General features: G+C 35.6%; 22 protein-coding genes and 1 pseudogene. 13 read left to right on the top strand and 10 right to left on the bottom strand.

The features are described 5' to 3' along the window. Nucleotides 1-131: IS1/IS1595 family N-terminal zinc-binding domain-containing protein (locus tag GNY06_RS15535; RefSeq protein ID WP_449390391.1), on the bottom strand; the 131-nt coding region annotated here is incomplete at its 3' end. A gap of 301 nt (nucleotides 132-432) precedes the next feature. Here GNY06_RS15535 and GNY06_RS03840 point away from each other — a divergent pair. Both GNY06_RS03840 and deoD read left to right on the top strand, forming a co-directional pair. Then, nucleotides 433-2,322: an ABC-F family ATP-binding cassette domain-containing protein gene (locus tag GNY06_RS03840; protein ID WP_166518880.1), complete on the top strand. Its 1,890-nt coding sequence runs from the start codon at nucleotides 433-435 to the stop codon at nucleotides 2,320-2,322. Nucleotides 2,323-2,376: 54 nt separating this feature from the next. After that, nucleotides 2,377-3,084, top strand: a complete 708-nt coding sequence (deoD, locus tag GNY06_RS03835; protein WP_166518879.1) for a purine-nucleoside phosphorylase — start codon at nucleotides 2,377-2,379, stop codon at nucleotides 3,082-3,084. Nucleotides 3,085-3,169: 85 nt separating this feature from the next. On the opposite strand, the gene GNY06_RS03830 is transcribed toward deoD, so the two are convergent. Then, on the bottom strand, nucleotides 3,170-4,225 hold the full coding sequence (locus GNY06_RS03830; protein WP_166518878.1) for a Gfo/Idh/MocA family oxidoreductase: 1,056 nt from the start codon (nucleotides 4,223-4,225) through the stop codon (nucleotides 3,170-3,172). An 82-nt stretch (nucleotides 4,226-4,307) separates the two neighbouring features. Continuing rightward, nucleotides 4,308-5,188 (bottom strand): annotated as a pseudogene (locus tag GNY06_RS15530) (IS982 family transposase). Between the two features lie 262 nt (nucleotides 5,189-5,450). Between GNY06_RS15530 and GNY06_RS03815 the strand changes: the two are divergent. Next, nucleotides 5,451-6,785 carry a trigger factor gene (locus GNY06_RS03815; RefSeq protein ID WP_166518876.1) on the top strand — a complete coding sequence of 445 codons (1,335 nt, stop codon included), beginning with the start codon at nucleotides 5,451-5,453 and terminating at the stop codon, nucleotides 6,783-6,785. Between the two features lie 105 nt (nucleotides 6,786-6,890). On the opposite strand, the gene GNY06_RS03810 is transcribed toward GNY06_RS03815, so the two are convergent. Both GNY06_RS03810 and GNY06_RS03805 read right to left on the bottom strand, forming a co-directional pair. Continuing rightward, the gene (locus GNY06_RS03810; RefSeq protein ID WP_166518875.1) at nucleotides 6,891-7,472 is read right to left on the bottom strand and encodes a DUF3109 family protein; all 582 of its coding nucleotides are present in this window, start codon (nucleotides 7,470-7,472) and stop codon (nucleotides 6,891-6,893) included. 10 nt (nucleotides 7,473-7,482) lie between these two features. Then, complete coding sequence (locus GNY06_RS03805) at nucleotides 7,483-8,358, bottom strand: DUF6427 family protein (protein WP_166518874.1); 876 nt, start codon at nucleotides 8,356-8,358, stop codon at nucleotides 7,483-7,485. 44 nt (nucleotides 8,359-8,402) lie between these two features. Here GNY06_RS03805 and GNY06_RS14785 point away from each other — a divergent pair, with 44 nt between their 5' ends. Then, a complete protein-coding gene (locus GNY06_RS14785) occupies nucleotides 8,403-8,633 on the top strand; it encodes a hypothetical protein (RefSeq protein WP_166518873.1) in 231 nt (76 codons plus the stop codon). A 57-nt stretch (nucleotides 8,634-8,690) separates the two neighbouring features. On the opposite strand, the gene GNY06_RS03795 is transcribed toward GNY06_RS14785, so the two are convergent. The 4 genes from GNY06_RS03795 to GNY06_RS03780 form a co-directional block, all read right to left on the bottom strand. Then, complete coding sequence (locus tag GNY06_RS03795) at nucleotides 8,691-9,128, bottom strand: universal stress protein (RefSeq protein ID WP_166518872.1); 438 nt, start codon at nucleotides 9,126-9,128, stop codon at nucleotides 8,691-8,693. 29 nt (nucleotides 9,129-9,157) lie between these two features. After that, entirely contained in the window at nucleotides 9,158-9,763 is a 606-nt protein-coding gene (locus GNY06_RS03790) for a fumarylacetoacetate hydrolase family protein (protein WP_166518871.1), read from the bottom strand. A gap of 72 nt (nucleotides 9,764-9,835) precedes the next feature. After that, a complete protein-coding gene (locus tag GNY06_RS03785; protein WP_166518870.1) occupies nucleotides 9,836-10,600 on the bottom strand; it encodes a 3'-5' exonuclease in 765 nt (254 codons plus the stop codon). Between the two features lie 3 nt (nucleotides 10,601-10,603). Further along, nucleotides 10,604-11,317, bottom strand: coding sequence for a CDP-alcohol phosphatidyltransferase family protein (locus GNY06_RS03780; RefSeq protein WP_166518869.1), 714 nt, complete (start codon nucleotides 11,315-11,317; stop codon nucleotides 10,604-10,606). Nucleotides 11,318-11,484: 167 nt separating this feature from the next. On the opposite strand from GNY06_RS03780, the gene GNY06_RS03775 reads away from it, so the two are divergent. The 8 genes from GNY06_RS03775 (at nucleotide 11,485) to GNY06_RS03740 (ending at nucleotide 20,141) form a co-directional block, all read left to right on the top strand. Next, complete coding sequence (locus GNY06_RS03775) at nucleotides 11,485-11,907, top strand: DUF2147 domain-containing protein (protein ID WP_166518868.1); 423 nt, start codon at nucleotides 11,485-11,487, stop codon at nucleotides 11,905-11,907. Nucleotides 11,908-12,279: 372 nt separating this feature from the next. Next, complete coding sequence (locus GNY06_RS03770; RefSeq protein ID WP_166518867.1) at nucleotides 12,280-13,263, top strand: pyruvate dehydrogenase complex E1 component subunit beta; 984 nt, start codon at nucleotides 12,280-12,282, stop codon at nucleotides 13,261-13,263. Nucleotides 13,264-13,388: 125 nt separating this feature from the next. Beyond that, the gene (locus GNY06_RS03765; protein ID WP_166518866.1) at nucleotides 13,389-15,371 is read left to right on the top strand and encodes a KUP/HAK/KT family potassium transporter; all 1,983 of its coding nucleotides are present in this window, start codon (nucleotides 13,389-13,391) and stop codon (nucleotides 15,369-15,371) included. Between the two features lie 26 nt (nucleotides 15,372-15,397). Continuing rightward, nucleotides 15,398-15,865, top strand: coding sequence for a Fur family transcriptional regulator (locus tag GNY06_RS03760; protein WP_166518883.1), 468 nt, complete (start codon nucleotides 15,398-15,400; stop codon nucleotides 15,863-15,865). A 63-nt stretch (nucleotides 15,866-15,928) separates the two neighbouring features. Further along, on the top strand, nucleotides 15,929-17,677 hold the full coding sequence (locus GNY06_RS03755) for an OstA-like protein (protein WP_166518865.1): 1,749 nt from the start codon (nucleotides 15,929-15,931) through the stop codon (nucleotides 17,675-17,677). 20 nt (nucleotides 17,678-17,697) lie between these two features. Next, a complete protein-coding gene (locus GNY06_RS03750; protein ID WP_166518864.1) occupies nucleotides 17,698-18,873 on the top strand; it encodes an aspartate aminotransferase family protein in 1,176 nt (391 codons plus the stop codon). A gap of 74 nt (nucleotides 18,874-18,947) precedes the next feature. Beyond that, a complete protein-coding gene (locus GNY06_RS03745; protein ID WP_166518863.1) occupies nucleotides 18,948-19,334 on the top strand; it encodes an START-like domain-containing protein in 387 nt (128 codons plus the stop codon). Nucleotides 19,335-19,337: 3 nt separating this feature from the next. After that, nucleotides 19,338-20,141 (top strand): aminotransferase class IV, encoded by an 804-nt coding sequence (locus tag GNY06_RS03740; RefSeq protein ID WP_166518862.1) that lies wholly within the window; start codon nucleotides 19,338-19,340, stop codon nucleotides 20,139-20,141. A 111-nt stretch (nucleotides 20,142-20,252) separates the two neighbouring features. Here GNY06_RS03740 and GNY06_RS03735 read toward each other — a convergent pair whose 3' ends face one another. Beyond that, nucleotides 20,253-20,801 carry a YqgE/AlgH family protein gene (locus GNY06_RS03735; RefSeq protein ID WP_166518861.1) on the bottom strand — a complete coding sequence of 183 codons (549 nt, stop codon included), beginning with the start codon at nucleotides 20,799-20,801 and terminating at the stop codon, nucleotides 20,253-20,255. Nucleotides 20,802-20,823: 22 nt separating this feature from the next. Here GNY06_RS03735 and pdxH point away from each other — a divergent pair, with 22 nt between their 5' ends. Then, nucleotides 20,824-21,468 (top strand): pyridoxamine 5'-phosphate oxidase, encoded by a 645-nt coding sequence (gene pdxH, locus GNY06_RS03730; protein ID WP_166518860.1) that lies wholly within the window; start codon nucleotides 20,824-20,826, stop codon nucleotides 21,466-21,468. Nucleotides 21,469-21,497 lie beyond the last annotated feature (29 nt).

Here is a 21,497-nt window from a genome sequence, read left to right as displayed (position 1 = left end):
GTTTTTGAATATTCACCCCCTCTTTTATATACCGTAAAATTAAATCCACAATTTTTACATTTGTATCTTTGAAGATTCCTGACGATACCGTTTTTTATTTTTTCAGACTCATGACATTTTGGACAATTCATAGGTTTTTTTAGTAAAGATAAAAAAAACTACCCTAATTTAGCAATACCGAAATTTTAATTCCCTATTAAAAGGGATATAATGATAAAAATGGTTTTTCAGGGTCGGTTAGGATAAGAGTAATTAAAAATACAAATCTTTAATAACAAAAACAAAGCTCAATACGATAGGTGATAAAATAAATCTAGTTTCTTTTTACACATTTACATGAAGCCATTACTCTAAGCACTAAATTAAGAGTATGCTGAAATCTAAAATCCTATTAAGTTTTTGTATTTTCGCGTTTTAAATTTACAATCAGCGATGAATTACGTTACTGCAGAAAATCTCACCAAATCTTATGGCGCTAAAATTCTATTTCAAAATATAGGATTTAATATTAATGAGGGGGATAAAATTGCTATTGTGGCTAAAAATGGGAGCGGTAAATCTACCCTTTTAAAAATATTAATGGGGGGCGAAATCCCGGATAGCGGTAACATCGTGATCAATAAAAATATTCAGGTAGTTTTTTTCGATCAGGAAATCACTTTTGATCCTTATGTCAGTATTGAAGAATTTATGATGAGCTTAGAATCTCCTCCGATTTTAGCCTTAAAAAAATACAGGGCTTCTCTCCATTCTACCGATACTCATTTTATAGAAGAAGCGCTGGCAGAAATGGAAGTTCATAAAGCTTGGGATTTAGAAAATGAAATGAAGCAAATTCTTTCTCAGCTTAAAATTACAGATTTAAGTGCTAAAATGGGAACTTTATCAGGAGGGCAGGTAAAGAGAGTAGCATTGGCCAAGTTATTAACAGAAACCAGGGCAGAACATCGCCATACACTTCTTATTATGGATGAGCCAACCAATCATCTTGATGTGGGGATGGTAGAGTGGTTGGAAAACTACCTCAGTAAAGCGAAACTTACACTTCTTTTAGTAACCCACGATAGGTATTTTCTCGATAGTGTATGTGATATGATTTGGGAAATAGAAGATCAAACTTTATATCTCCATCAAGGAGCATATGCGACCTATCTGGAGAATAAAATCTTAAGAGAAGATAATCTGAATGCAAATATCGATAAAGCCAATAATCTATATAGAAAAGAGCTGGAATGGATGAGACGCCAGCCTAAAGCGCGAACGACTAAATCCAAGAGCAGGATAGAGTCTTTTTACGAAACAGAAAAAATAGCCAAAACCGATACCCGAAAGCAATCTTTGGAACTGAATTTTGAAATGAAGCGCCTTGGAAATAAAATTCTTGAATTGAAAAACATTAGCAAGAGTTTTGGAGAAAAAGTAGTGCTTAAAGATTTTAGCTATCAATTTCAGCGCGCTGAAAAAGTTGGTATTGTGGGAGATAATGGTACTGGAAAATCCACCTTACTGAATATTATTCAGGGGTTAGAATTTAAAGATGCGGGTGAGATAGAAACTGGAGAAACCATAAGGTTTGGTTATTTTTCTCAGAAAGGTTTAGAGTTTAAGGAAGACGAACGTGTGATTGATTTTATTAAAAACATTTCTGAAAACTTCCCTTTGGGCAATGGACGTACCTTATCTGCAGCTCAGTTTTTACGACTGTTTTTATTTGATGATCAGACCCAGCATTCACCCATTTCAAAATTGTCGGGAGGTGAAAAAAGAAGGTTGCATTTGATGTATGTGCTTTATCAAAATCCAAATTTTTTAATTTTTGATGAACCTACCAATGATTTGGACCTCCCTACGCTTAGTGTTCTAGAGAATTTTTTATTGAATTTCCAAGGAAGTCTTATTATAGTCTCTCACGATCGCTATTTTATGGACAGAATTGTAGATCATATATTGACATTCGAGGGAGAGGGAAAAGTGAAAGATTTTATCGGAAATTTCTCCGAATACAGAGAGCGAAAAAAAAGTTTATCGGTAAAGCTTAAAAATCAAGAAGAGAAAGAGGGGGTCAAGCTTGAGAACGAATTACCTCCTAAAAAGAATACTCCTCGGAAAAAGCTCTCTTTTAAAGAGCAGCGCGAGTTGGAAATAATAGAAAAAGCCCTTCCCGAGTTAGAGAAGCAAAAAGAGAACTTACTTTTAGAATTGAATAATGAAACCCGTTATGAGTATATATCCAAGCTTTCATTAGAATTAGAAGTGTTATCTAAAACTTTAGAAGATCATGAAATGAGATGGCTGGAGTTGCAGGAAAATAGAGAAAATTAATTCAAGACCAGTCAATAAATACAAAGTCTTTATATTTGCATTAAAAAATCTATTATGAGTGTTCATATCAACGCTAAGAAAGGAGAGATAGCAAAAGTAGTACTACAACCCGGAGATCCATTGCGTGCGCAATATATTGCAGATAATTTTTTAGAAAATGTAAAATTGGTGAGTAAAACTAGAAATATTTTTTACTTTACTGGAGAATATAAGGGGAAAACTATATCGGTGGGGGCCAGTGGAATGGGAGCTCCGAGTATAGGAATTTACTCCTATGAATTATTTACGGAATATGAGGTGGATACCATTATTCGGATCGGAACATGTGGGGCTTACACTACGGATCTCAAGCTTTTTGATCTTCTGAATGTAGAAAGTACAGCCAGTGAAAGTACCTATGCTAAATTTGCGTGGGAGATAGAAGATGAAGTGTTGATCCATCAGGGAAACGCTTTCAATATGATCAATCAAGTAGCTCTAGACCAAGGTGTAGAGGCTAAAACTACCAATGTTCACACCAGTGATATCTTTTATCGTAAGGATCCGGGAGTGCCTGATATAGCGCTAAAATATAAATGTACAGCAGTAGAAATGGAGGCTTTTGCTTTGTTTGCCAATGCTCAGTACCTTGGTAAAAATGCAGCGACTATACTTACGGTTTCAGATATCATTCCTACAAAAGAGGAAATTTCTGCTGACGAAAGAGAAAAAGCTTTAAAACCAATGATTCAACTAGCATTGGAGGCTGGTATTCGATTGTAATTTAAGCTGACCTAAAATACAACAGAAAAGCAGAAGATATCTTCTGCTTTTCTGTTGTATTAATATATATCGGACAAATAAACTGTTATACAGAAACTATAGTGCCCCGTTTCGCACTTTCCAGTGCCTGATCGATTAATTTCATATTAAAAATAATCTCTTCTCCGGGTGAGGGCAGTGGCTGCCCTAAGAGAATGTGTTCATAAATCTTTTGATAGTATACCATATAGTCTCCTGCATGACTTTTTAATAAGAGGCGTTGATCGGTATTGTGATCATCCAGATAGTGAATAATACCATCCTCATTCGAAAGAGGTTTTTGCCAGTGCTGTTGAAACTTAGGTAATGTTCCGGCTAATAATTCGGCTTCTTGATGATCACTCCTTTGTTGTAGTAAACTCCCCCTATCACCGTGAAGTTTGTAGGCGAAAGTGTCTTCCTTTACAAATACCGAGGATTTTAGGCGAACTCTTAAATTCCGTGCATAATATAAAATAATTTCAAAGTAGTCATTTGCAGAAGAAGGACCTTTCATAGAAAATATGTCGGCAAATAACTTCTCCGGAAATCCAAAAAGTTGAATAGCCTGGTCTACAAGGTGAGCTCCTAGATCGTGTAAGGCTCCCGCAGCCGGTATATGTGGGTTTTCTTTATGTTCTTTTCCTTTACTTTCTGTTCTAAATCTGTCAAAACGAATTTCTACTTCTTTTATATTTCCGAGTTTTTTTTCAGATAAAATTTTTTTTACTTGGAGGAAATCCCTGTCGAATCTGCGATTTTGATAAACGCTTAAAAACAACCCCTTATCTTGAGCTATACACACTAGTTTGCGCGCTTCATATGCGTTTACAGTAAAGGGCTTTTCAACAATCACATGTTTTCCAGCTTCCAGGGCTTTTAAGGTGTAATCAAAATGAGTTTGTACAGGAGTATTTACCACCACTAAATCTATATCTGCATGTTCTAACATTTGTTCTACTGAGCGGTAGATAGTAGAATATGGATATTTTTCTTGGGACGCGTGTTTGGTTCTTTCCACGATAGCACTCATATGAAATCCTGGATGTTCATTCAGAAAGGGAGCATGAAATACTCGTCCACTCATTCCAAAAGCGCAAAGTCCTGTTTTTATCAATTGCATCTCTGTTATTTTTTTTCAAATATATTATTATTTAAAGTGATATTGATAAGGTAATCAATAATATGTTATACCTGTTGTGCATTTAGAACAGATTCACTTTTAAGCTGTTTAAACTTCTGTTAAAGACAAAAAAATGGAGGTATTGAATTCTGGTAAAAGCAGTTATTTTTGAAGCTATTCTGGAGGCTAAACCTTGAAATGTTTTTGCAAAATGGATATGAATGGAAAATTGTCCACAGAGTTGAGAAATATTGGTTTCAATTCATTTTCGAATTTTTGCTTTTGTGGTTGAAAACCGGGCAAAATGCTGTTGGTTTTACGCCAAGGCACTGAAAGACTGATGTTGGAATGATGGAATAAATCAACCTGAAGAGTTTTGCTTATTAAGCCCTGTTTCCTATTAACAGGTAGTTTTGGAAAGTTTCCTTTATATCGTGCAGGTCATTTACATCATGAACGTTTGCTGGTGAAAAATCAAACGAATGCAAGATGCCATTTTTATCACAAACTGCATGAAGTTTAAAGCTAAAGTAACCTATTTTCTATGCCACACAATATCCAAATTCGGGCTTTATTGGCTCGGTGTAACAACTTGATGAAGGTTTTGCCCGACTCATTTTACAAATTGCAAAAGGGGGTGGAATCCACTACAAAAATAGCTGTGAACCCTGAAAATTTAGAACTTAGGGTCTCTCTTATTTTCTCTATGTACCAGAAAAGTTTTCTTTTTCTTCTATTATTGTATACACTTCTTTCTATTTTATCTTCCAAATCTGTTCCTGAAATACACCTAAATAGTTGTAATTCACAGTTAATAGACCTATATTCCGCAGTAGTATTAAGAGCTACAAGCTCCAGATCAGACCATTTGGGAATCCTAATTTGCCTAGAGGAATCAATATCTGTACAGATATTGGTTAATTCTTTTAAGATAATTTTGTAGTCTTGAATAAGATTGTTCATATATTTAATATAATGGTAATCAATTAAATATACGATTTTTTAATCGGATGAACAATCTTTTTTTCTTTTTTAATTCCTAAATGCACAACAGGTTATGTTATATAAAATTTATCCTGTTTTACAGTTTAATAGAGCTCAATTATAGACTGATTAAACTTGAAATTTGAATAAAATTTACAGGTTTAAATACAGAAAGAATTGTAATAAAAGTATTTTTATACAGTAAATATTTCTTATTTTTGCCATCTAAAAATTTCAATTAATGAAGATTACGAATAAAAATCACGATGAAGTAAGTGCATTACTTACAGTGACACTAGATAAGTCTGATTATAAAGAAAAGGTGGAAAAGACTTTGCTAAACTATGCGAAAACTGCAAATATTCCAGGCTTTAGAAAAGGTAAGGCGCCTTTAAGCCTTATTCGTAGACAATATGAGGCCGGAGTTGCTTATGAAGAGATCAATAAGCAGGTTTCCGAAGCTTTAAATAATTATATTAATGAAAAGAATCTAAGGTTGGTAGGCCAGCCCGTACCGCAGCCAGTAGAAGAGTTAGATTATCATAAAGAAGAAGTAAGTGTTGCATTTGAAGTAGGCTATGAGCCTAATATTACTATTGATTTAGCAAAATATGAAGCTCCTTACTATAAAGTAGAAGCTTCGGATAAAGAAATAGGGAGGAGCATTGAAAACATGCAGAAAAGATTTTCAGAGCGTATACCTCAGGATAAGATAAGCGAGGATTCTTATATAGCCTTAAAGATTGAACAGGTTGTGGAGGAAGGAGCAGAGGGAGAACATCATCATGCGCCTAAAAATGTTACGATTAACAAGGATAATAAGGAGGCCTATGCTGTCGTAAAAGGTAAAAAAGCGGATGAGAGTATTAGCTTAACCAAAGAAGATCTTCAAAAAGATGAAGCTCTGGCCAAAGAATTAGGATTTTCGCAAGAAGAGGTGGAGCATCTTCACCATGATGAGGTTAAAGTGAGCATTACGGAGATCTATACTTTGGATTTAGCCGAACTTAACCGTGATCTTTTTGATAAAGTCTATGGGGAATCTAAGATTAAGTCTGAGGAGGAACTTAAAAATAAAGTGAAAGAAGAATTAGATGAGTACTTCCAACAAAATGCTGATGTGCATTATGTAAATAAAATGTTAGAGCAAATTGTAGAGAAAGAAGATGTTCTTTTACCTGAGACTTTCTTGATCAAGTGGTTGATGTTCAATAATAAAGATATTCAGACTGAAGAGCAAGCCAAAGAAATTCTAGAGAATGAAAAGCCTCAATTGAAATATCAAATTATTGAAGGTAAATTGATGAACGATCATGACATTAAAATCGATTATTCAGATATATTGGGGCAGGCTGAGCAGTTGGTAAGAAATCAATTGGCCATGTATGGTATTCATCATCTCTCCGATGAAGAAGTTCAGAAATATGCGGTAGAAATGTTAAAGGATCAAGAACAAGTGAAACAGATTTCTTCAGAAGTGGCAATGACTAAGCTCAAAGATGTTATCCTTGAAAAAGGTACTAAGAAAGAGGAGGTGATTTCTCATGATCAATTTATGGAAGAATTGAAAAAATAATTGATATCATTTTTCTATTTATAAAAACTCCACCTTCAGGTGGAGTTTTTTTATTAAGATTAAGAATCAAGATCTTGCTATCTCTCTAAAGAGTCAGAGCGTCTATTAGTCTTTTAATTCTTGTTTCCAGGCTATGGCTGCTTCCGTAAGAGTATTGTAGAAGGCTTCTCCATATTTGCGGATCAAAGGTTTCTTCAGGAACTGGTAAACGCTCACTTTTAATTCATCTCCTAAGCTGCAAGCGTCGCTACATATTTTCCAAACATCGTAATTTAGTGCATCAAATGTAGAATAGGAGGTAATTCTGATCGGATATAAATGACATGAAATAGGTTTCTGATAATCTATAACACCTTCCTCATAAGCTTTTTCAATACCACATTTGGTATAGCCTTTTTCGTCGAATATGACGTATGCACACTCTTTATTTTCGACCAAAGGGGTCACTAAGTCACCGTCTATATCTATCACATGAGTGCCTTGTTCTTCAATAGCTTCTACACCTTCGCTTCGCAGATAACTTTTAATTTTTGGATAAATTTCTGCTAAAATATTAATTTCTGCCTCTTCTAGGGGGGCTCCGGCATCGCCTTCTACACAGCATATACCTTTACATTTAGTCAGGTTGCAAACAAAATTTTCGGCAAACACATCTTCTGAAATAATTTTATCGTCAATTTGAATCATAATCTAATTTTTAAAAATAGTAACCTAACTTAAAGAGAATAGAGGATATGATGATTAACCATAATATAAACTCTTTCGTTTGATCGTTAGGGGTAAAGTGTATTCCTCTACTAGCAATAACACTCACTGGAAGGGCTAGCAGTAAAAGAAATTCATATTGGGTATCCATATAAAATACAAGTGTCAGCAATATGCTTACGGAATAAACTACCAACATGATATAGTTGAAATTACTGGAAGTGCTTTTTGAAAAAAAGTAAATACAGATGCTATAAACCGTAAAAAAAGCTGTAGGTAAAAAAAATATAAGCGGGTCTATACGCGAGATTAACTGATCGGATATATAGGGTATAAGTCTTATAAAACAATTGGGGATGTTCAAGATATAGAAAAAGCATATATAATTGATCAGGAGTAGTATAATTCCAAAAAATAGCCTTAAGATGTTAGCTGCAATATTGTTGGAAGTCGCAAAAATATAGATTAAAACAAATACCACAAGCGGCCATGAAGAGGGCATTATCACAAAAGAAAGGCCCGTGAGACATCCTAGTAGTAAATACGAGCTATCATGATTATGGGTGAGTATCAAAATACAAAGATTAGCAATCAAAATACAGAAAGCTAACGATACACTAAGTTGCCCGAAATAAAAAGTAAAAATTAGCAGGCTGTAAATAAAAAAAGGTAAATGCGTATGGCGGTTAAGTCCTATATGGTTGAAGAGAATATAGCCGAGAGCAATGCCTAAAAAAGCGATTATACTTGATATGATATTCAATGCGCTTAAAGTCAGTACATTAAACAGGGAAACAAACCCCAAAAGAATGCCTAAATAAATAGGGATAGAAAAAATGTTGGTTTGTTTAGAAAGTAATCGGAACATTTTTATTAAATTTGCGGCAAAGTTAATATTAAAATAGAAAAAAAATGACGTCTTTTTGGTTATTCTTGAGCAAAGTTTTCAAATGGTCATTCGGGTTTTACGAAGTCTTTGGCAATGTTCTTAACTGGATTCTATTTTTAGTGGCATGTGCATATTTTGTATATTGGTGCTGGATATTGGTGGGGCCGCTTGGAAATAATAAGGATAAACATTACCATTCGGATACAGAGGACAATAATCCATACTATAGAGAAGATTTATATAAACAAGGATAAATAATTTCCTATATAAAAATAAAAAATGCCAACCCATCAGTTGGTGTTTTTTTTATTTTACTTATGAACTGGGATTACCAGTACTGGTATAGGAGAGTTTTTGGTAATAGATTTGGTGAGACTGCCGATAAACACATCGTACATTCCACTTCTGCCGTGAGAGCCTATGACGATATAATCTGCTTTTTTTTCTTCTGCATGATCTAGAATAATGGACGCAGCTTCGCCTTGTTTTAAAATATGATCGCACTCTATTCCTCGATCCCGAACGCGTTGCTCTAAATGGTTAAGCTGTAAAAGTTCCTCTTTAATTTCCGATTTTTCTACCTCTGGGAAATACTGAAATCCCATGTCCCCAATTGCAAAACCTATGTCTAGGGGAGTGACGTGAATCAGACTTAATCTGGCCTTAACCTCTTGAGCAAACTTTATCGCTTCATCAATCAGATATTCAGATTTTTCAGAAAAATCTATGGGAAGGACAATTGTTTTCATAAGCTTACTTTGTTACTAAGATAATAAATTTAATGGATTTTAAGACTAAATAGTTTTTTATTTTCCATATATGCTTCTAAAAAATCGTTTTCTTTAACCTGGCCTACTCCGGCTGGAGTACCTGTAAAAATTAAGTCGCCTACTCTAAGGGTAAAATATCTTGAGATATAGGAGATGAGTTGATCAATGCTAAAAAGCATATCCTTTGAATTTCCTTTTTGCACACTCTTCTGGTTCTTTATCAGTTCAAAATGAATCTCGTCCATATTAAAGCTTTCAGTGGGTATAAAATCACTTACTACCGCTGAACCATCAAAACCCTTAGCTTTTTCCCAAGGTAAACCTTTTTCTTTTAGTGTTTCCTGCAGATCTCGTGCGGTGAAATCTATACCCAGTCCCATTTGTTCGTAATGTTTTTTGGCATTTTCTGCCTGGATATATTTTCCGCCTTTGGAAATTCTAATCACCAATTCTAGTTCATAATGTATATTATTTGAAAATTCAGGAATATAAAAATCAGACCCTTTTAAAACCGCAGTATCCGGCTTAATAAACAATACAGGTTCTGTCGGTGTTTCATGCTTAAGTTCCTGTATATGATTCCGATAATTTCTGCCGACACAAATAATTTTCACCTCTTTTATTTTATAAGATTAACGATTCAATGATCAGTTCTGATGATGCTTAAAGATATAAAGCTGTAAAATTTAAAATTTACTTTTTAGTTTGATAGCGGTTAATATCTTTTTTGTATAGAGCGGAAAATCAGCATTTTGTATCCAGCCGAAATAACCAGGATCTTTACTGAAAACTTCCAGTACTTTTTTTCCTTTATATTTTCCGAAAGAAAAAATTTTCTCTTCATTCTCATTATAAGTAATAAAGCCTGCCAAGTCTGCATTTTTTTTATGAAAAGAAAAATCGCTTAAAGCTTGTGTATGATTTCCCAAGCTTTCATACTTACCCACTTGTGCATCTAAAACCTCAAAGGTAGCTAAAGTATCCGCTTCGGCTGAATGGGCATGCTCTAAAGATTTCCCACAGTAAAACTGATAGGCTGCAGAGAGATTGCGAGGTTCCATTTTATGGAAAATCGTTTGCACGTCGATCGGTCGGTGTTTGGATAAATCAAAATCAAATCCTGCCCGAAGGAGTTCCTCGGCTAATAGCGGAATATCAAATCTATTCGAGTTAAATCCTGCCAGATCTGAATCTTTAATCATATCAATTATTTTGGGAGCGATATCCTTTAGGCGGGGTTTGTCCGCTACCATTTCATCTGTAATGCCATGTATATCGCTAGATTCTTTAGGTATAGGCATTTCCGGATTAATCAACCAGGTTTTGGACTCTCGTGAAGCATCAGGGAAAACTTTTAAAATGCAGATTTCAACGATGCGATCTTTGGATATATTGATGCCTGTAGTTTCAAGGTCGAAAATACATAAGGGCTTGTGTAGTTTTAAATTCATAGACTAGGTTAAACTTTTTTGAAATAATAAAGAGATCAGTACATAATAGAGAATACACAGGGGGATGCCCGTAATTCCAAGTGAAAAAAGCAAAAGCGCACATCCTAATAGCAATACTATTTTAGGGTAATTGTCCTGAAGCTTCCTGGATTTAAATTTGAAGGCAATCATTTTAATGGGACTCACCAACAGCCACGAACAAATTAATGATAAGACGGTGAGCCAAACTTTATTTTCAAAGATATAGGCAAAGGCATTTTCTTCTTTAAAGGCGTAATATAGCCCAAAAATAAATAGGGTAGTACTGGGGGTATTCAAGCCTTTAAAATAATATTTCTGCTCTTCATCAAGATTGAAAATAGCTAGGCGTATACCAGAAAAAAGGCACACCAGTAGGCCTATATATTTAAGATCAAACGTAAGTGCTAAAGGCAGTTGTATGTTTCCCGAGTCCTCTAAGGCTTTATATAAAGTTAAGCCGGGTAAAAAACCGAAACTCACCATGTCTGCAAGAGAGTCTAGCTGTACGCCCAGATTAGAGTTGGCTTTTAAGGCACGGGCAACAAAACCGTCTAAAAAATCCAATACCAGAGAGCCGATAAGACATAATGCTGTGGTTCGATAATCTCCTAGAATAAGCTGTATTGAGCCCACGCAGCCTAAAAAAAGATTTCCAAGTGTTAACACATTGGCAAGATTGTTCTGCACAAAATTCATAGGGCAAAAATAGCAAAGAAAAGTGGATTTTGATAAAAGCAGTCTATTATTTTATAAAAGACAGAGAAGATGGATATTTAATCTTAAAAAGATAAAAATACATAAAATTAAGTATAGGGGTTGTCTGAATAAGATAAATAACTAACTTTAATAGAAATTATAAAGGCATGAAAAAAATAATTTTTAGTTTTGTTACAGTACTCTTTAGTTTGCTTTCCTATGCTCAAATTGAGGGCAGATGGAAGACCATAGATGATGAAACGGGAAAGCCCAAATCCATTGTTGAAATTTTCAAAAAACCGGATGGGAAATATTATGGAAAAGTGGTTCAACTTTTAATAAAGCCCGAAAACGCCAACTGTGTCGAATGTAAAGATGATCGTAAAAATAAGCCTATTTTAGGTATGGAAGTCATCCGAGGTCTTTCCAAAGAAGGAGATGAGTTTACCAAGGGAAATATTACAGATCCTAAAAATGGTAAAACCTATAAATGTACGATTACAAAGGATGGAGAAGATAAGCTTAAAGTAAGAGGTTATGTGGGCTTTTCTATGCTCGGCAGAACACAGACCTGGTATAAAGCACATTAATCTTTTGATTGTCGAGACATCCTATTAAGCTCGGTTCTTTATTTTACTAGGATCTATTAGGGTATATATTCATACAAAGAGGTTCAAAAAATTATAGACTGAATGTGTTCTATTGTATTCGCGTAGTTTAGTTGTTGTTCAGAAATCTTTAGTAAGGCCACTTTTTTGTTGTCTCTAGCGGAGGTTTGTTTGCTGATAACCTACTAACTCTATATGATGTATACTTTTAAAGAAGAGAGGTATAGACTATTCTCTTAATTGTATATAGGCCTTTCATAAACCCTGCTGACATTAAAGAAGCAACCAAAATAGAATAAAATATGCGTAATAAAATGAAAATGGTTATTTTTGTGTCTTCAAATTAATTAAATTATGGCAGAATATACTTTTCGTGAGGTGATTGCACAGGCAATGAGCGAAGAAATGCGCAAGGATCAATCAATATATTTAATGGGAGAGGAGGTTGCTGAATACAATGGAGCTTATAAAGCCTCCAAAGGTATGTTAGCAGAATTTGGTCCGGATAGGATTATTGATACCCCCATTGCTGAGCTTGGTTTTACGGGTATATCTGTAGGAGCAGCAATGAATGGATGTCGCCCTATTGTAGAGTTTATGACTTTCAATTTTTCACTAGTCGGGATCGATCAGATCATCAACAATGCAGCAAAGATTTATCAAATGAGTGGTGGACAATGGAACTGCCCTATTGTTTTTAGGGGCCCTACGGCGTCTGCAGGTCAATTAGGCGCTACCCACTCTCAGGCCTTAGAAAATTGGTTTGCGAACTGTCCGGGGCTTAAAGTAGTGGTGCCCTCCAATCCTTACGATGCAAAAGGACTATTAAAGACAGCGATTCAAGATAATGATCCTGTTATATTTATGGAATCAGAGCAAATGTACAGTGATAAAATGGAGGTTCCTGAAGAAGAATACTATATTCCATTAGGAAAAGCTGATATTAAGAAAGAAGGATCTGATGTCACTCTGGTTTCTTTTGGGAAAATCATGAAACTTGCTATCCAGGCCGCTGAAGAGTTAGAAAAAGAGGGGATCTCCGTTGAGGTAATTGATCTTAGAACCGTGCGCCCACTAGATTACGCGTGTATTTTGAAATCCGTGCAAAAAACAAATCGCTTGGTAGTTTTAGAAGAAGCTTGGCCATTTGCTTCTGTAGCCTCTGAAATTGCTTATATGGTACAGCAAAAAGCTTTCGACTATTTAGATGCACCGATTAAGAGGATTACAACTCCAGATGCACCAGCTCCATATTCTGCTGCATTATTTGCAGAATGGTTTCCTAAGCTGGAAAAAGTAAAAGCAGAAATTAAAAATGCAATGTATGTTAGACAATAATATACTGTTGAAAAGATATCTAAAACCTTCCCTAAATAAAGGAAGGTTTTTAATTTTCTAGATTGAAAAATCACTCTATAGAGTATTTCTTATAAATTTATTATCCTAATTTTACATCTTAAAATATGTTACGACTGAATGGACATATCGATACCAATAAATTAACATTTTTAGGGGTTTTAGTCTCCTTAGGAATTGTTTTTGGGGATATAGGAACCTCTCCACTTTATGTGATGAAAGCTATTGTGAATGCAAGAAAAGAGTCGGGAACATTAGACCCTATTTTCTTAGAAGGAGCACTGTCTTGCATTATTTGGACGTTAACCATACAGACGACTGTAAAATATGTATTGATTTCTCTGCGTGCTCATAATAAGGGAGAAGGAGGAATTTTAGCCCTCTTCTCATTGGTGCGCAATCTAAAGAAAAAATGGCTGTATATCGTAGCTATTGTAGGGGCCGCAGCCTTAATTGCAGATGGTGTTATTACACCATCCTTAACTGTGATGTCTGCTATAGAGGGGCTAAAGATCTATAATCCCGATACCCCTGTTGTTATGTTTACCCTCATACTTTTGGTCGCTATATTTTTTATTCAGCAGTTTGGAACCAGCTTTATAGGTAAATTTTTTGGGCCAGTCATGTTAATGTGGTTTTTAATATTGGGTGTATTCGGGATTGTTCATATTTCCGACTACCCTCAGATATTGAAAGCATTCAATCCCTATTATGCGGTGCGCCTGATTATCACTTCGCCTTCTATCATCGTTATTTTAGGAGCGGTTTTTCTTTGTACTACTGGGGCGGAAGCTCTGTATTCGGATCTGGGACATTGTGGTGTTAAAAATATTCGCGTTAGTTGGCTGTTTGTCAAAATATGTCTGATCCTGAACTATCTTGGACAAGGTGCTTGGTTAGTCGGTAATTATCATCAAGTTTTTGAGGGAGGGAATCCTTTTTTCGCGATGATGCCAGAATGGTTTGTTTTACCCGCTGTAATTTTAGCGGCTGCGGCTGCCATTATAGCCAGTCAGGCATTGATCACCGGTTCATTTACGATATTTTCAGAAGCAATGGCCATTAATTTTTGGCCTTTTCAAGAGATTGATTACCCCTCTGGTGTCAAAGGGCAAATGTATATTCCTAAAGTGAATTGGGGATTGTTGGTATTGTGCCTTTTTGTGGTATTGTATTTCCGAGAATCAGGAAAGATGGAGGCGGCTTATGGATTGTCCATTACGGTCACCATGTTAATGACCACTCTGCTCTTAATATTTTATTTATTTAAAAAGCGTATAAAGAAAGGTCTTATCTTATTATTTGCGTTAGTTTATCTCTCCTTAGAGCTAGGTTTCTTTAGTGCGAATGTTATAAAGTTTTTTGACGGAGGTTGGATTACCGTATTTTTAGCTGGAGTGATAGGGGTATTTATGTATGCATGGTACAATGGGCGGATGATTAAAACTAAGTTTATAAAATTTGTAAAACTGGAGCATTATGTATCTACCATTCAGGATATGAAATTGGATGAGACCATCCCTAAATATGCGACCAACTTAGCCTATTTTAGTAGAGCTAAAAAGCCGCGTGATGTAGAATCTAAAATTATTTATTCTATCATTCGTTCTCAGCCCAAACGAGCGGATCATTATTTTATACTCAATATTATTAACCATGAAGATCCCTATACTTATGAATATAAGATCGACGAAATTCTCCCTGGTACCATTTACAGAATATATTTTATATTAGGTTTCAAGGTAGATCGTTTGATGAATGATTATTTCCAGCAGGTACTAAACGATATGGTCGACGAGGGAATTATTTCCGATAGGAGTAGTCATCCTTCACTCAGGGCTCACAATATTCCCCCTGATCTGAAGTATGTCGTTATAGATAATGTTTATATTAATGATTACCTGTTGACCATCCGTGAGAAAATTATTATGAATGTTTACAATTTTGTTAGAAAAATGGGGAGTGACGATTTTACTGCTTTTGGATTAGCCTCTCATAATGTGGTGGTAGAGTCTGCACCATTGTTTTATAATCCGGTACGCGAGCATAAAATTAAACAAGTTGGTTTTAACCGTTTTGGTGAAGATTAATTTTTAAGTTGTAAATTTGTAATATGATGGAGCAAAAGCAAAAAAATATAGAAACGGTAAAAAATGTGTTAAAGCAATACCTGCAGGAGAAAGGTTATCGCAATACACCCGAGAGATATGCTATTATTGAAGAGATTTATAATTTAGAGCATCATTTTAATGTAGACGATTTATATTTGCTAATGATTCAGAAAAAATATCAAGTTTCAAAGGCGACCATCTACAATACCATTGAAATTTTTTTGGATGCCGGATTGATACGCAAGCACCAATTTGGAGAAAAGACTTTGTCATCCTCGTCCTATGAGAAATCCTATTTTGATAAGCAACACGACCACTTGGTGATTTATAAAGCAGGTTCAGATAAGGAAATTGAGGAAATTATTGAGTTTTGTGACCCACGGATCCAAGGTATAAAAGATGCTATAGAAGATGCCTTTGATGTAGATATAGATCGTCATTCACTTTATTTTTACGGCTATAAAAAAAGATAATTAATGGAGTTAAGGAGATTTCTTCTCCTTGAATTCTTGAGTTTAATCGAGTTTCCCCTATTCATGAAAAAAATCCTTTTTCTGTTTCTTTTTATCTCCATTTCTGTTGCCGCACAAAAGGTTACTGATGAACCTTTAAAAAAGGATGCTTTTTTTACTACGGGCAATGTTTCTAAAGGTAAAACAGGAGATGTACCCGATAAGATTAAGCTTATCCATGCAGATAGTACTAGTGCAAGACCAGATCTTTACAATGGGAACCCTTTTTTAAAAGGGAAGGTGGAAGTACACCATCAAGGGAGTATTCTTAAAGCTGACGAAGTAATTTTGTATCAAAAGGAAAACTTTATAAAGGGTAAGGGAAATGTTGATATAACCAATCCTGATGGTACCCATCTTACATCAGATGAGGCAGAGTATGATGCCAATACTCAAAAAGCAATCGCCAAAGGCAATGTGGTTTTAACAGATCCTAAGCAGAGTATTAAAACCGAAACCTTATACTATGATAGAAAATCCAATACGGCGTATTTTAACGATGGAGGAATTATTAATGTACATCAAGATAATAGTGTGATTACGACTAAAATTGGAACGTATTATATTAAAGAGCAACGTATCGTTTTCGATTCCAATTATAAGATGGCCAACGAGGAGTATATCACCGAAGGTCAGAATGTAAATTACCTACGGGGGGAGGGAATAGCCATATTTAATGGAGCCACAACGGTTACCAATAAGCAAAACCCTTCCAACTATGTATATACAGAGAGTGGAAAGTACTTTATGAATGCAAAGGAAGTATATTTAAATAAAAACTCGCGTATTCATTATAGAGGGAAAATATTGACAGGTGATGATATGTATTACAATCAACTCACAGGTTTTGGGAAGGCTAAAGGGAATGTGAAATTAAATGATCCTGCTGAAAATAGATTTATATATGGAGGATATGGTGAAATTTTTGAAAAAAAAGACTCGGCAGTTATCACGGATAAACCCTATGCCATCAAAATATTGAAAAGCGATTCCATATATATTGCTGCAAAAAAAATTATAGCTTATCAAAAATTAGATACTACAGGAGGTAAAAAAAGCTTTTTAAGAGCTTTTAAGCAGGCCCGAATGTTTAAAAATAATGCGCAGGGACGCTCCGATTCACTGGCTTATAACGAGACTGATGGCGTGATGAACTTTGTAGGTAAGCCTATTTTCTGGGGAGGAGAGCGTCAGGTAACCGGGGATACCATCAAGGCTTACTCAAATGCGGAGATGAAACGTTTAGACTCTATTCATGTCATTGGGAATGCTTTTGCGATTAGCAAAGTGGACTCTTTAAATATGAAGGATGAATTTAATCAGATAAAAGGAAATTTGATGATGCTTTATTTTAAAGAGGGGCAGATCAGTCAGGCTAAAGTTAAAGGCAATGCTCAGGCGATTACCTATGCCGATAATGAAAATGACAAAACCAAGCAACTCGAAAGAATTGGAATAGCTTACTCTACTTGTGGTGAGATTATTGCCGATTTTGAACAGAAAAGAGTCCAGACCATCAGCTGTAACATAGGGGCTCTTACCGATTTATATCCCATGAGTCAAGTTTCACAGAAAAAAAGATTTTTCTCTGATTTTAATTGGAATACCTCCGACAGGCTTCAGCGATGGAAGGATATATTTTTAAACACGCCCAATTATCCTCAGAAAGAGTACACTTCTGACAATACATTATATGAGGTGGCCGAAAGTTTAAAAAAAATGAAAAAAGATGAAAATCAGGAAAAAGAGCCTCAGCGGAGGCGTAAAGAGTAAGAATAGTATCTTATTTTAATATGAAGAACGACTTTTTTAAATACCAAGCCCAAACAACACCTTTTGCCTCAGGATTTGAGGTTGATCGGGCAGAAGGATGTTACATTTACGGAAAAGACAGTAGAGCTTATTTAGATTTTGTAGCCGGCGTTTCCGCTAACACTTTAGGTCATTCTCACCCTAAAATTGTGCAGGCGATAAAAGATCAGGCAGATCGCTATTTACACGTAATGGTGTATGGCGAATATGCTCAGCAAAAACCCGTTGCATTGTGTGAACTTTTGGCAAAAGTCACCCCAGAGCCTTTAGAAGTTACCTATTTAGTAAATTCGGGAGCAGAAGCCATAGATGGAGCCCTTAAACTAGCCAAGCGGTATACCGGAAGAGAAGAGATAATCTCTTTTAAAGATTCTTATCATGGTAATACACACGGGGCACTGAGTGTATCTGGAAATGAAGTTCATAAGAGAGCGTTTCGACCTTTATTACCTGGGATTCATTTCATTGAATTTAATCAAGAAAAGGATCTTGAGCATATTACCCAGAAAACAGCCGGTGTAATTGTGGAAACGATTCAAGGAGCTGCGGGATTCATCATGCCTGAAAATGATTTTTTTACCAAATTAAAGCGAAGATGTGAAGATGTCGGCGCCTTACTTATTTTAGATGAAATTCAGCCTGGTTTTGGGAGAACAGGAAAACTATTTGCTTTCGAACATTTTGGCGTTGTACCCGATATATTAGTGATGGGGAAAGGTATGGGAGGAGGAGTGCCCGTAGGTGCTTTTATGGCGAGTAGGGAAGTGATGCAATCTCTGTCTCACTCCCCTAAATTAGGGCACATTACTACATTCGGAGGAAATCCGTTGATCGCAGCAGCTTCCTACACTACTCTATTAGAAGTACTCGAATCGGGTATTATGGGCAGCATTCAAGCTAAAGAAAAGTGTTTTAGAGATCTTCTTGTGCACCCTGCTATAAAAAAAATTAACGGTATGGGGCTGATGTTGGCTCTAGATCTGGGGACTCCAGAATATTGTCTCCAAGTGGCCAAAAGATGTATGGAAAAAGGGCTTATCGTATTTTGGCAATTGTATAAGAATAATTTCATGCGAATCACTCCTCCGCTAACAATTTCGGAGAACGAGATTGAAGAAGGTTGTAAAATAATAATAGATGTACTTAATGGAAAATAATTGATATTTTCTTCCCCTACTGTTGTTAAAGTTTAAACTAATTTATATATTGCGCAACCAAAAGTTGGTGATATATGGCGAAATTAAAAGTACATTTTGAGTATCCAATGCACTGTCAATCAGAGATTTTGTATGAGTATTTAGCAAGTGCTGAAGGACTAGCGGAATGGTTTGCAGATGAAGTTGTAGAAAAGGGAGATGATTTCTATTTCAGTTGGAATGGAGGCGAGCCTGAACGGGCTACCATGATTCGTTATAAGCCAGAGAGTTTTGTACGTTATAGATGGGAGGCAGATGAAGGAACTAAGAATTTTTTTGAAATGACGATAGTCATTGATGAAATTACAAACGATTTATCTCTTAATATTACAGATTTTGCAGATGAGGGAGATGAAGAGGATGTAAAGCAGTATTGGGATAATCTTATAGAAAATCTTCAGATCAAATTGGGAGCGGCTTAACACATGATTAATAAATTTCAAAATATACAAAAAGACCCGGCCAACCGGGCTTTTTTGTTCGGTGATGGGGTATGGATTTCTTTTTACGTGAGAAGAGGGCAATTGATACTTGCCGAGGAGAGCTATTTCTATCTTATGGCCTCGATGCGTAAACTGAGAATGCATATTCCACAATCCTATACATTGGATTTTTTTAAACAGCTTTTTCAGGCAGAGGTGTTAATGAAAGAAATTAAAAATGCGGTCATTAAATTTTTTGCTTATCGTGGGGGAAGAGAAGGGGACTTAGTGCGTCAGGCTGTAGAATATTATTTTGAGGTAGAAGAAGTGAGCGATGTTTTAGCCAAACGTAAAGATTATAAACTAGATCTTATTAAAGAGATACATGTTAATACTAATCTGCTGAGTAATATTCATGTGCATTCTACTGAAAATATATACGCGGGTATTTATGCCAGTGAGAATGATCTGGATGATGTAATACTCCTGAACCCCAATAAAAGAATTGCAAGAACCTCCCAGGGAAATATTCTGTTGTTGATAGGGAATACCTTTCGTATCCCTAAGCAGACTGAAGGCGCTTATATCTCTCCATTATTGGAATCATTTGCGACCTTTCTGACCAAAAAAAATCTTGGCTTTATTGAAGAAGCAGAAATTATAGCCTTTGAAACTCAGAAGGCCGAAGAAGTGCTCATGATCTCAGAAAGCCATGGTATTCATGTGGTCAAAAAAATTAGAAATAAAGAATTTTCCGATACCAAGCTGATGGCTTTTTTAGAAGCATGGCAAAAAAGTTTTGAGTAGAGAATCTTCTTATTTTAGATTTCCGGTGACAATGTTATATCATTTATTATAGAGACTATTTTTTTCCATTGTTGAATGAAGCGTGTATTATACACGATACCCCTTATTTCTCTAGTTTAGAGAAATATCTAGTGGGGCATTTGCCCACAGTAAGAACTCACCCCCAAGTCCCTTCATTATTTTTTTCCACAGGTCCTGATCATTAGATTCTGTATAATCCAGATTAATAATATCCAATACCGTCCACATTTTATTTTGGATTTCATTTTCTAATTGTTGAGATGACCAGCCAGAGTAACCACAAAACATTTTGAAATCCTCAGGAGCGAGTTCTCTATTAGCAATGAGCTCAATAATTTCCTCTATATTATCACTAAGAAAATAATGCTCATTTATAGGGGTAGCCAAGGTAAGAGCGCTTTTCCCGCGAATAATGAAAAAGAATTTATCCTGAGCTACTGGTCCACCTTCGTAAACCTCAATATTTCTTTGTATAATTTTATTAAAACGTTCGCTTAAGAAATGGTTTTTTTTATTGAGGATAAGACCAAAAGCTCCAGCCTCTCCGTGTTCAATAATAAGTACTACAGAGCGGGAAAATATATCTCCCGAAACGTCTGGTGTGGAGATTAAAACCTTACCTTTGTAGGAGTTATTCATACTCAAAAATAATATTTTTTCAATGGAAAATCTACACAATATAAGAAAAGTTTATCAAAAATCAGAGTTGGTCGAAGACCAGGTTAAAGAATCACCTTTTGAAATGTTTAAATTGTGGTTAGATGACGCAAAAAATGATGCTGATGTGGCAGAATTTACGGCGATGAATGTATCTACGATAGACGAAGATGCTTGTCCTAGGACCCGTGTTATTTTATTAAAAGAATTTTCTGAAGAAGGTTTTGTCTTTTATACCAATTACAATAGCAAAAAAGGGATATCAATAGCTTCTAACCCCAAAGCTTGTCTTCATTTCTTTTGGCCTTCTCAGGAGCGTCAGATTACCATTAAAGCCGTGTTAGAGAAGACTTCAGCCGCAGAATCCGATTTGTATTTTTATTCTCGACCTAGAGGTAGCCAGTTGGGGGCTATTGTTTCTCCTCAGAGCAGCGTAATACCTGGTCGGGATTTTTTGAGAGAAAGATTGGAGGAAGTAGAAAAAAAATTTGAAGATAAAAAAATACAAAGGCCGCCATATTGGGGAGGATATATGGCAAAGCCTTATGAAATAGAATTTTGGCAAGGGCGTCCTAATCGGCTACACGATCGCCTTGTATACTATAGAACAGAAGAGGGGGATTGGAGAATAGAACGTTTGGCTCCCTAAAAAGAAGAAAGCTGCCTCAGGCAGCTTTT

This window comes from Elizabethkingia argenteiflava (assembly GCF_009904105.1).
Lineage (GTDB): Bacteria > Bacteroidota > Bacteroidia > Flavobacteriales > Weeksellaceae > Elizabethkingia > Elizabethkingia argenteiflava.
The sequence above is the reverse complement of the archived record's forward strand: the minus strand, read 5'-3'. Positions and strand labels throughout refer to the sequence as shown.